Below are 12,145 nucleotides of genomic sequence, written 5' to 3'. Positions count from 1 at the left end.
CAAAATGAAGAAACTTTTAGCAATTCTAACAATAGCTTATATTCTAATCAAATCATATTCTTGTTGCAAAAATATTCTTTGTCATTTGATAAAATTATTCTTGACAAGTTCGAATCTATTTTTCAATTAATTCTAAAGCAACCTTCGGGTTGCTTTTTTGTTTATACCATAATTGCAAGACAAACGCCAACTTTATATTCTTTTTATAATTTCCTAGATTGTATATTCCTCTCCAAAAAGCAAAAAATGGCAATTTGAGTAATAGAAAACGATCGAAAAAGAAAACGTCACGTTATTATATAATTTAAAAAGATTACCGTAAATCTTATATTTTATAAAAAAACAATACAGATTAATTAGATGAAAATAGACCCCAAAAACTTAGTACCAAAAAACAAAGAAGACTCAAATTTCATCAATAATTTAAAGCTGAAATCTATTTCTGAAATAAGAGATATAATTCCACAATTATTAGAATGGATGCAGGACATGAATTGGCCTCAAGCCCCGTTAATAGCCGATTATTTCTCTCCTCATATCAATGAAATTCAAGAGGAATTGATATCGATTTTGAAAAGTAATGATGAAATATGGAAATATTGGATTCTTCATGGCCTAATATTACATTCTGAGATTACACCTAGTCAGAAAATATTACTCGAAGTAAAAAGGGTTTACTTAAATGCATCAAAACAAGAAAAAGAAGAAGAGGTTGATGTAATTGCAATGGAAATATTAGAAAAATACCATATCCCTTTTTAATCTACAACAACTTATTCATAATAACTCACTGTTTAATAAATCACTATATAATGTTTCTTTCCAATCTTTAAACTCAGCATACAAATTGAAAAAGATTTCTTCAGATTTATTTTTTGGAGTGGGCTTATTAAGTAGTATTCCAATTCCAACATTGTGAGATTGATTACCATGATTGAGAACAAAATGCTCTTTATTTGAGTCCTCAAGGAAAAAATCACTGTAATTATAATTTAATTGCAATTCTTCTTGATTAACAAGTTCAAGTATCAAAGTTTTTATTTCAATTGGTGTTTCGATTTCGATTTGAAATTCGAATTTTTCTAAAAATTCTTTGACAGTATTCCATTTGGAAAAATTAAATTCGATTTTGGAATTGTAATATATGTCAATATAAAAATTTGCGCTTAAACTCCTTTCAGTCCATCCGTCGGAATATAAATAAGATAGAATATAATATTCATTCAGTTTAAAATTCCCTGCCGAATCTATTCTTTGTATTTCAATCGGATTGAATTTCATGAGTTAAAAGATTTCATTTCTAAATTTTAATAATTTTAGACTTTAATTTTTCTCGAAATAGAAAACTAAAAACAAATATCATGAAATATAAATACAGCATCCCAATTATTATTATTTTATTGATAGTAAGTTCAATTATTCAGCACAAAAATCGGGAAAAAGAAAAAAAGATTTATAATTTAATATTCAATGAAATTAAATTTTCAGGCACCATTACCGGCTTACAGGTTTCAAAAAACCATGATTTCGGGATTATCACAATTAAAATCAAGGAAACAAATTGCAAGGAATTTAATCCCATCATTAACACCAAACATATATTACCATATACTATTAAAGATTCGGCAGCAGAAATTTACATTACTGTTTCAAGTAATCTAAAAAAGGGTGATTTTGTAAAAGTTGATTCTAACAATGGAAAGGCTATTTTTAGCAATACAAGCGGCATTCTTTATCAGGGTCAAATTCATATAATCTCTGTAGAAAGCGATATTGATTTTGTTAAGAAAAATTCTACTCTCAACAAAAAACACCTGATTTCTATCCTCGATAGCCCATAAGTCAAAAGGTAAATCTTCGATAAGTCTTAAAACATTTTTAACTGTAACTGACCCACTTTTTACATTACTTCTTTATAATACAGCTTATTTCGTAGCTTTGTATACTCCACTCCAAAAAGCAAAAAATGGCAATTTTAGTAATAGAAGACGACCAAAGGGTAGCCGAACTCATACAAAGAGGACTTGAAGAACAGGGTTTTACTGTTACTTTAGCCTATGACGGCCTTTCAGGAAAGAAGCTAGGGTTGCAAAATAACTACAAGCTGATTATTACAGATATTATTTTGCCAAAAATGGATGGAATTGACGTATGCAGGCAAATACGGGAAACCAAACCCGACATTCCCATTATCATGTTGACAGCCCTGGGCACAACAGATGATAAAGTAGAAGGATTTGATGCCGGAGCAGATGATTATCTGGTCAAACCTTTTGAAATGCGCGAACTGTTGGTGCGTGTCCGGGCATTGCTAAAACGCAATACCAAAACCGCAAACAGTGTCGGTTTTATTATACGTTTTGCTGACCTTGAAATGAACCTGCACACCAAAATCGTGAAACGGGACGGACAGGAAATTAGCCTTACACCAAAAGAATTTAAACTTTTGGAATATCTGATGCACAATCCGGAACGGGTATTATCGCGTATTGAAATTGCCGAAAAAGTATGGGACACCCATTTTGATACCGGCACCAATTTTATTGATGTCTACATCAATTATCTGAGAAAAAAAATCGACCGGGATTTTGAAAAGAAACTCATACACACCAAATCAGGAATGGGATTTATTTTGAAGGCAGAATAATGAAAATCAGGACACAGCTCACTTTACTATTCACCCTAATTACAGCGACAATTCTACTGGTCTTCGCTGCGGTTATCTATTTTACGGCAAAAGAAAACAGGGAAAAGGAGTTTTATTCCTTATTAAAAAAAGAAGCCATTACCAAAGCCAATCTTTTTTTAAATGCCAGAGTGGATAAAAAAACCTTACAGGAAATCTACCATAGCAACCGAAAGATATTAAATGAAGTAGAAGTTGCTATTTATGACCCATCCTTTGATTTGCTTTATCATGATGCTGTTGACATTGATTATGTGAAGGAAACCAGGCAGATGATAAACGAGATTAACCAAAAAGGAGAAATCAGCTTTTATCAGCAAAATTGGCAGGTTATCGGGCTTCGGTATGAATTCCAGAATAGCTATTATATAGTTACCGCCACAGCTTATGACCAAAATGGTTATATCAAACTTAATAATCTGTTTAAGACTATCGTTATTGTTTTTATCATTTCTGTTCTGTTTATCTACATTGCCGGGCGTTTCTTTTCAAAAAAAGCATTTGGCCCTGTAAAGGAAATGACCGAAAAGGCAGCAAACATTTCTGCCACCAATCTTGACTTGCGCCTAATGAGCAACGGAAGCAAAGACGAACTTTCAGAACTGGCCAACACATTCAACGAAATGCTCGACCGCCTGGAAAATTCTTTCGAGGCACAAAAACATTTTGTTTCCAATATTTCCCATGAATTAAGAACGCCTCTTGCGGCCATTATTGCCGAACTGGAACTGTCAACCCATAAAGACCGCACTATCAATGAATACAAAGATGCCATAACCAATGCGCTGTCTGACGCCCAAAAACTGGTACGCCTTTCCAATAGCCTGTTGGATTTGGCAAAAGCGAGCTACGACCCATCCGAAATTGCTTTTAAGCCTGTGCGTATAGACGAAATATTATTGGATGCCCGATTACAGGTACAGCAGGCAAATCCTGATTACAGAATTGATATCCACTTTGAAAGTGATTTTGAGAATGACGACCAGATATCTGTTAACGGTAATGAATATCTTCTAAAAGTAGCTTTTGCCAACCTGTTTGAAAACGGCTGCAAATTTTCAAATGACAAACAGAGTACCGTTTCTTTTTCATATGGTGATGGAAAAATCCTGTTACGATTCGCAGACAAAGGCATTGGTATTTCGAAAAAAGACATTGAGAATATCTTTACTCCGTTTTATAGAGGCGAAAATAAAAAATATGCCGACGGAAACGGCATTGGCCTTTCGCTTACACAAAAAATCATAACACTTCATAAAGGCACTATCAGCGTAAAGTCTGAAAATCCCGGAACTGTCTTTACGATTGAACTGGCCCACATTTAGCCTTTCTAATAAAATTCTAATTTTTTTCTATTGATTCTCTAACGGCTCTTTCCATTGAGAATGAAGATTTTTGTGTCAGCAAAAAAGCACAATGATTTTTCATCTTAAAGCGGAATAGCCGCGGCACTTCTTTTTGTACCCGACTTCGTTTGAGGCATTGATTTTTTGCTTGCAGATAAGTAAATATACGCCAATGACCCTTTTAAGTTTTTCTACACGCCTGTTATTTGCGCTTGTATTTGGCGCCTCCATCGGCATTGAACGACAGTGGCGTCAAAAAAGCGCAGGACTTCGAACCAATACTTTGGTGTCATTAGGTTCTGCTGCCTTTATCCTGCTTTCGGTTTCGCTGACAGATGTGGCGGGTGACCCAAGCCGTATTGCGGCGCAAATTGTAACCGGTATTGGTTTTCTGGGCGCAGGTGTAATCATGAAAGACGGCCTGAGCGTACAAGGTTTAAACACAGCCGCCACTATTTGGTGTTCTGCAGCTGTAGGTTCGCTTTGTGGTTTGGGATTATTTGCACAGGCAGGGATTGTTACGGCTGCGATTATGCTTACGCACATGCTTCTCCGCCCGCTTGGACAAAAGTTGAGCTTGCTCACATTCATAAAATCAAACAATATACAAACGGACTATCTGTTCACTATTAAATGCAAAACCGAAGTAGAAAATCAGATTCGCGTATTGCTGATGCAGATGCTCGGAAACGAGGACAAACTATTATTAAAATCATTAACCAGTAATGACACAGAGGATATAAACCAGGTAACAATAACCGCAGAGATTAAATCTGCCACACCCCAGGACAACCTGATAGAAAAAACGGCAAGCCGTCTCACTATCGAGGAAAAAGTAATTAAAGTAAGTTGGGAGATTACGGGAACAGAATCAGACTTATAGCAATAGTTTCAGCCATGCAGAGATATCCTTCTCCCAACTTTTTTACTTTAATATTTAGCAATACCACAATACTTATTCATCAAACAAATAAAAAGCCCAATGATGACAAGTTTAAAAAAGAAGATAAAAAACCCGCTTCATTCCGTAATCAATTCAAACGGAATGAATATGGGAACCGTCACTAAACTGCAAAATGCATCCAGCCAGGACGACAAGTTTGTTTATGCTATGCTGGAAACCAGTGAAAAAGGAATAACAGATACTACTGCGGAGGAACGCAGACTGAAATTCGGAATCAATGAATTACAGCACCAGAAAGCACCAAAGCGGCTTATGCAGCTATTGAAAGCATTTGCCAATCCTTTTATTTACATACTACTGGTCATTGCTGTTGTTTCCTTTGTTATTGATGTTTGGTTGCCGTCTGTAGAAGACCGCGATTTCAAAACTGTCATCGTAGTTTCCGTTATGATTCTGGTAAGTGCTCTTTTACGTTTCGTACAGGAATACCGAAGCAATTCAGCAGCCGAAAAGCTAAAGAGTATGGTAAAGACCACTGCTACCGTATTCAGAAAGTTTACAGGTAAAAAAGAAATCCCTATCAGTGAATTGGTTCCCGGAGATATTGTATATCTGTCTGCCGGAGATATGATTCCTGCCGACTGCCGCATCATACAGAGCAAAGACCTTTTTGTAAGCGAAAGTATGCTTACAGGCGAGGCACTGCCTGTTGAAAAAAGTCATTTCCCTATACGGAATGCAGAAAAAAAGCAGCCTACAGAGCTCAATAATGTTTGTTTTATGGGTACAAATGTAGTGAGCGGATCTGCTACAGCAATTGTTGTTGCCACCGGCAGCTATACTTTTTTTGGAAGCATTAGCAGGTCTATTGTGGGAGAACGTCCCGAAACCAGCTTTGACAAAGGGATTAACAAGGTCAGTTTCTTACTTATCCGCTTTATGCTCGTGATGGTTCCGCTTATTTTTTTAATCAACGGATTACTGAAAAATGATTGGGCAGAAGCTTTGCTTTTTGCTATTGCCATAGCGGTAGGCCTCACACCTGAAATGCTGCCTATGATAGTGACAGCCAACCTTGCAAAAGGCGCTGTAACCATGAGCAGACATAAGGTAATTGTAAAACGTCTGAACTCCATCCAAAACATTGGAGCTATGGATATTCTTTGTACAGACAAAACCGGAACCCTGACATTGGATAAAATTGTACTGGAAAAACACCTGAATGTTTACGGAATAGAAGACGATGAAGTCCTGAAATGGGCCTATCTCAACAGCTATCATCAAACAGGCCTTAAAAACCTGATGGATGAAGCCGTATTGGAACACGCCGATTTGCATGACTATCTGAAGGTAGAAGAACAATATATTAAAGTTGACGAAATTCCTTTTGATTTTCAACGCAGACGAATGTCTGTCGTACTTAAAACGCACAATGGCAAACACCTTCTTATTACCAAAGGAGCCGTTGAAGAAATGCTGGAGCTATGCACGAATGCTTTTGACCCCGGAGATGACCGCAGCCTTCACATAGAAAACGACTCTGTCGTGCCTATGGACGATATGATGCGAAAAACCGTATTGAACACTTCTAAAAAAATGAATGAAGAAGGATTGCGGGTTTTGCTGGTTGCTATTCGTGAATTTGACAGTTCACATCCTCTCACCTATTCTGTTCAGGATGAGAACCAGCTTACCTTAACAGGTTTTATTGGCTTCCTTGATCCGGCAAAACCATCTGCAAAACCTGCAATTGAAGCCCTGCAGAAATTAGGCGTAGGCATAAAAGTACTTACGGGCGACAATGAAATCGTGGCAAAAAAGATTTGCAATGATGTGGGCATTCCTGTGCAACACGTCGTCAACGGTATTGATTTGGAAAAAATGACTGATGATGAACTATTACAGCAAATTGATACGGTTTCTGTATTCGCCAAACTAAATCCTTTGCAAAAAGTAAGAGTCGTAAAAGCCTTGCGGGGCAAAGGACATACGGTTGGCTTTATGGGTGATGGTATTAATGATGCTGCAGCGTTAAAAGAATCAGATGTGGGTATCAGTGTAGATACAGCCGTGGACATTACGAAAGAAAGTGCCGATATTATTTTGCTCGAAAAAGATTTGATGGTATTGCGTAAAGGTGTAATCTATGGAAGGCGAACGTTTGGAAATATCATTAAATACATCAAGATGACGGCCAGTAGTAATTTTGGTAATATGTTCAGTATGTTGGGAGCAAGTATGTTCTTACCATTCCTGCCTATGTTACCCGTACACCTGCTGGTTCAAAACCTGCTTTATGATATTTCACAAATTTCGATTCCGTGGGACAAAATGGATGAAGAATTTATCCGGAAACCCAAAAAATGGGATGCCGGTAGCGTATCCAGATTTATGCTTTTCATTGGCCCGATAAGCTCCATCTTCGATTTTGCCACGTTTGCCGTTATGTTTTTCGTTTTTAAGGCCAACACTCCGGAACATCAGACCCTTTTCCAAAGCGGTTGGTTTGTAGAAGGCCTGCTTTCACAAACACTTATCATACACATGATACGTACAAGAAAGGTTCCTTTTATACAAAGCTGGGCGGCAACTCCGGTAGTAGCCTTAACTTCTCTGATTATGGTTATAGGCATCCTTATCCCTTTTTTACCTTTTGCAGCAGCATTAAAAATGCAGCCTCTGCCCTTAAGCTATTTTCCATGGCTTATAGGCATACTGACGTGCTATTGTCTGCTTACGCAATTAGTAAAAAACTGGTTCATTAAAAAATTCAATTCCTGGCTTTAATACAGGTATTTATAGCAAAAACACCAAAAGCCATTTCGATGGCTTTTGGTGTTTTGCATTTTATTTTACCGGTTCCCTTAAAATAGTTTTGAGTCTGCTCTGTTCGGTCTTATTGAAATCTGACAGGTATATTTCGTGGTGTAGTCCATTTTTTTGAAAGCCATTTTCTTCTATAACTTTTCTCATTTCCTGTAGTGTTTCAATTTCCTTCGAAAATGGCCCAACATGCAACATCTGGACAGATTTTCCCTCATTCATCCGAAAAAACTCGATTTCTTTTACAAGTTCCATTTTATTTTTTGCGAAAGCCGCCTGAATTGCCTGGTCAACATCATTTTCTGACACATATTCCGGCATCCGGATTAGCAAACGGTATTCCCATTCGTTCCTGGCAATTGCTTTTGGTGCTTCATCCATAGTAATCCCTGCAAATTTTCTTTCGTCATACCACCACAGTCCTTCCAGTTTTGAAACCGTAAAATCCTTGTCCTGCTGTTTGAACATAAATTTGATGGTATAGGCAGTTGTATAAAGCGCCTGTATCTTTTCTGAAAATTTTTTTTCGGAAGGGTCGCCCTTGCCGGTTAATGAGATAAATTGAGCCGGTTCTATCTCAACAATTTCAGGTTTGGTTTTAGAAGCAAAATAGGTTTTATACTTCTTTGTTAAATCTAACTTTTCCATTTTGGCTGTCGTTTTTTGATTAGTATTACGCAAAATAAAACTACGCCAGTGACAACCCTATGGCAACAGGTTTTCAGTTTAACAATTAATTGCAATAATCCTAAAAACTAAAAGTCCCTAATCTTTCGAAAAGGGACTTTTTTAAACTAATTGTAAATCATTTATTTCTTCACAAACTTTGTGATTGCTCCCCTCACAGACTTTACAAAATATAGTCCCGGGGCTAGCGGGCTTACGTCAATACTGTTATTTCCGGATTGTAAAGACTCCTGTTGTATTATTTTTCCTGTCATATCCATAATTGCAACATCAATTGCTTCGTCCAGTTGGATAAACAATTGGTCTGATGCCGGATTAGGATAAACCAACAATGTATTTTTGTGGGCAAACTCCGGAGTATCAAGTACTGAAAACTGGAATCTTGCACTCACAGGATAATGATTGGAAGTCGTATTAAAATAATTACTGATATTTTGTGCTACTGTCACCTCCTGTGCCACGCTGTTGGGAATATAGTTTGCAGACAATTCGTTAGAAACAATCATATTTTCAATAATAGGGCGGGTTCCCCAATTGGTGTTTGCGTCAATTATGTCTTTAGTCACAGCACTGTAATTGGCCGTATCGTCTATAAAATTTTTATACGGTGAAACGGTACACGAACACGTATTGCTTGAAGTTCCGACAAGAAAATCGTTAAAATCCCCTATAAGGATAAGGTTTTTCGAATTATACGCTGCACCGTCAAGAATTGTTTTCAAAGCCTGCGAAGCTCCCAACCTGCGCGTATAACTCAGGGCGTTTCCGTCTTCTGCCTTGGCGTGGATATTTACCAAAGTTACCGGTACTAATGTTGCGCCCGAAACAAGATTCACATTATATAAAGCAGGATAACGGCCGCTGGACCAATTGAAATAATATGAATTGCCCTGGGCGGAATTACCACTGCTTAACTGCACTGCATTTATAAATTGTACTCTTGCCTTTTTATAAATAATTGCCTGTCTTTGGTCACAATCATCTGTACTGTAAGGTACAATTTTACCTTCCCATTGGTCGCTGCCTAAAAGCGACACTAAAGTTGTGATCGAAGGAAATGCAGATGTATGCGAAACTTCCTGAATACAATAAATATCGGAATTCATGGAACGCATGGCAGACACAACATTATTAATTTGCAGTGTTTCGTCTGTTGGTCCAAATGTTGTACAGCCCAACCATTCCGTGTTCCAATTGGTAATTTTAAAAATACCAGAATTCGGATTTGTTGGCTGAGGTTCGCCTGTTACTTTTACATTTTTGATTTCCCAAGTAGCACTTTGTGTAGCACTGCTCATATAACGGAAAGCAATACGTGAATTTTGCGATTTAGCAGCATCAGGAATTATAAGTTCACCTGAAGAAACATATTGCCAGGCGGCAGGAATATTTTGATTGAGCCCTGTCAGTTCTATCCATTCTGTCGTTGCAGGATTGCCTGTAAAATTAGAAGTAACAAAAACCTTATACCAGCCTTGTGACACACCCACATTCATTACGGCAGCATTTCCACGCGTATGGCTGAACGTAAGTTTTACGTTATCTGTCTGGTCCAGATTCATTACAGGACTTACAAACCAATCCTCATTTTCAAAACTTTGCCCTCCGGCATATCCGTTGCAGATAGCCCCATACTGCGAACTAAAAGTCCAACCTTGAGAACCTGTGACACTGTAGGCTGTGAATGTATTGAAACTTGCCTGCGTAAGCAATGTCTGGTCAAGAATTGTAGTTTGTGCACAAAGGTTTGAAAAAACCAATAAAAGCAATAGTCTGAAGTATTTTTGCATTTTGTAGGGGTATGAATCCGGAAAAGCCGTACAAAATTTTCAGGACAAGCGGTTCACAGATAAAGTTAATCGGACGCAAACATACAAATAAAACCGGCTTTTATTTTTACTAAAACATTAAGTTTGAGTACTTCCCAAATTCAACATATCTAATAAGAAATTGATTTTCTGGTATATAATTTTACACTTTGCATCGCACCTTTACATAAAAAAAGTTATTCGCAAAGATGCAGAAGCGAAGAAAAAAGACGCACTTTTCCTATTGTATATTATTAAAAAAGCCCCCAATCTTTTGGAAGGGAGCCTTTTTTGTAAACTAATTAAAAACTATTATTTCTTCACAAACTTTGCAGTTGCTCCGGATTCGGAACGTATAAAATACATTCCTGAAGCCAGTGAGCTTACGTCAATACTATTGTTTCCAGACTTTAAAGTCTCCTTTTGTATTGTTTTTCCTGTCATATCAGCAATTGTAACATCTGTTGCTTCATTCAATTGGATAAACAGACGGTCTGTTACCGGATTCGGATAAATTTTCAATCCGTCTTTTATGAATGTGTCCACACCTAAATTCGTTATCTGAACACAATTTGAAGTTGCGGAGCATCCGTTTTGAGTCACGATTACCGCATACGAACCATTTCCACTTGCCGTGTAAGAAGCATTGGTTGCTCCGTTTATAGGTTGATTGTTCGCACAATTAATCCACTGATAGGTAGCTCCCGTTGCAGATGCTGTTATCGTACTTCCCTGTAATGCTGTTGCAGTATTTACCAAATTAACAACAACTGTCATCGTCGCTGTCGTGACACATTGACCCGTTGTAGGTGTAAAAGTATACGTTGTGGTTGCTGTATTGTTTATTGCCGGACTCCACACACCTCCAATTCCGTTATTGGAAACTGTTGGCAGTGTGAATGTATTACCGGAACAAACCGGTGCAATCTGCGTAAATGCAGGAACAGTTGGAGCAGTAACATTCATGGTAATTGTATTGCTCGTAACGTTAGTTGGTGAAGCACAGGCCGCATTACTTACCATTACACAAGAAACAGTACTTCCGTTTGCAAGTGTAGTAGTTGTATAAGTTGGGCTATTTGTACCAACGTTATTGCCATTGACTTTCCATTGGTAAGAAGGCGTTGTTCCTCCATTAACAGGTGTTGCCGTAAAAGTAACGCTTGTTCCCTGGCAAATGGAAGTCTGTGATGCATCAATTGTTACTGCTGGAGTACAAGCTACCGGAGGCGGCCCTACCAAACAGATAGTAAAAGGAAGCGTAGTTATAGCTGTATTAGGATTTAATACGCGAACATAATAGGTTCTGCCTATAACAAGATTGTTATTCGTAAAAGTTGTAAAATTCGTGCCTGATGGAAGACACTGAAGCCTATTTCCGGTACAGCTTTCTTCATAAATTTCCATGGCGAAATACATCGTTGAATTTGTTGTTGCTCTTGACACCGTAACAGTCATCGTCTGACCTGTAGCGGTAAATTTATACCATACGTCCTGGCTACTGGTGTTAGCACAGGAAGGAACTGCTCCATCCAATAAGGCTCCCCTGAATGTACCGGAAACGTTTACGCAGGTATTATTTGGTGTAAGTTCTATGGCTGTGGCACAACTGTCATTTGCAGGTTTTGGGAAAGACTGGACACAGATATTGAAAGCCAAAGTAGTCAGTTGAGTACCCGGATTCAGTACGCGCACATAATACGTCCTGCCAACCACGAAGTCCGTATTGAAATAGCCGACACCATTCGTACTCGGTTCGATACACTTGAAACGGTTGCCCGAGCAGCCGTCCTCATAGATTTCCATCGCAAAATACATCGTAGCGTTTACCGTTGCCCTATTAACGAAAACGGACATAGTCTGTTCCGTTGCCGTAAAACGGTACCAAACA

10 protein-coding genes are annotated in these 12,145 nt (G+C 37.9%); 6 read left to right on the top strand and 4 right to left on the bottom strand.

Annotated features, from left to right (window positions below; translation table 11 throughout):
* Positions 1 to 360: 360 nt before the first annotated feature.
* Positions 361 to 762, top strand: coding sequence for a DUF5071 domain-containing protein (locus tag ASG38_RS05225; RefSeq protein ID WP_056067846.1), 402 nt, complete (start codon positions 361 to 363; stop codon positions 760 to 762).
* A 15-nt stretch (positions 763 to 777) separates the two neighbouring features.
* Here the strand turns inward: ASG38_RS05225 and ASG38_RS05220 are convergent, their stop codons facing one another.
* A complete protein-coding gene (locus ASG38_RS05220; RefSeq protein WP_056067844.1) occupies positions 778 to 1,281 on the bottom strand; it encodes a hypothetical protein in 504 nt (167 codons plus the stop codon).
* Between the two features lie 80 nt (positions 1,282 to 1,361).
* Between ASG38_RS05220 and ASG38_RS05215 the strand changes: the two genes are divergently transcribed.
* The 5 genes from ASG38_RS05215 (at position 1,362) to mgtA (ending at position 7,723) form a co-directional block, all read left to right on the top strand.
* Positions 1,362 to 1,841 (top strand): hypothetical protein, encoded by a 480-nt coding sequence (locus ASG38_RS05215; protein WP_056067842.1) that lies wholly within the window; start codon positions 1,362 to 1,364, stop codon positions 1,839 to 1,841.
* Between the two features lie 125 nt (positions 1,842 to 1,966).
* Complete coding sequence (locus ASG38_RS05210; protein ID WP_056067840.1) at positions 1,967 to 2,647, top strand: response regulator transcription factor; 681 nt, start codon at positions 1,967 to 1,969, stop codon at positions 2,645 to 2,647.
* Positions 2,647 to 4,011 carry a HAMP domain-containing sensor histidine kinase gene (locus ASG38_RS05205; protein WP_056067838.1) on the top strand — a complete coding sequence of 455 codons (1,365 nt, stop codon included), beginning with the start codon at positions 2,647 to 2,649 and terminating at the stop codon, positions 4,009 to 4,011. The genes ASG38_RS05210 and ASG38_RS05205 overlap by 1 nt, the downstream gene beginning before the upstream one ends.
* A gap of 193 nt (positions 4,012 to 4,204) precedes the next feature.
* Complete coding sequence (locus ASG38_RS05200; protein ID WP_056067836.1) at positions 4,205 to 4,915, top strand: MgtC/SapB family protein; 711 nt, start codon at positions 4,205 to 4,207, stop codon at positions 4,913 to 4,915.
* Positions 4,916 to 5,014: 99 nt separating this feature from the next.
* Complete coding sequence (gene mgtA, locus ASG38_RS05195; protein ID WP_056067834.1) at positions 5,015 to 7,723, top strand: magnesium-translocating P-type ATPase; 2,709 nt, start codon at positions 5,015 to 5,017, stop codon at positions 7,721 to 7,723.
* Between the two features lie 60 nt (positions 7,724 to 7,783).
* On the opposite strand, the gene ASG38_RS05190 is transcribed toward mgtA, so the two are convergent.
* From ASG38_RS05190 to ASG38_RS05180, 3 genes are all read right to left on the bottom strand, one after another.
* Positions 7,784 to 8,407, bottom strand: coding sequence for a GyrI-like domain-containing protein (locus ASG38_RS05190; protein ID WP_056067831.1), 624 nt, complete (start codon positions 8,405 to 8,407; stop codon positions 7,784 to 7,786).
* Positions 8,408 to 8,568: 161 nt separating this feature from the next.
* Positions 8,569 to 10,236 (bottom strand): T9SS-dependent choice-of-anchor J family protein, encoded by a 1,668-nt coding sequence (locus ASG38_RS05185; RefSeq protein ID WP_056067830.1) that lies wholly within the window; start codon positions 10,234 to 10,236, stop codon positions 8,569 to 8,571.
* Positions 10,237 to 10,566: 330 nt separating this feature from the next.
* The coding region (locus ASG38_RS05180; protein WP_162239661.1) for a T9SS type A sorting domain-containing protein at positions 10,567 to 12,145 on the bottom strand (1,579 nt) is incomplete at its 5' end.

It is taken from the genome of Flavobacterium sp. Leaf359 (assembly GCF_001423985.1).
GTDB classification, from domain to species: Bacteria; Bacteroidota; Bacteroidia; order Flavobacteriales; family Flavobacteriaceae; genus Flavobacterium; species Flavobacterium lindanitolerans.
The sequence above is the reverse complement of the archived record's forward strand: the minus strand, read 5'-3'. Positions and strand labels throughout refer to the sequence as shown.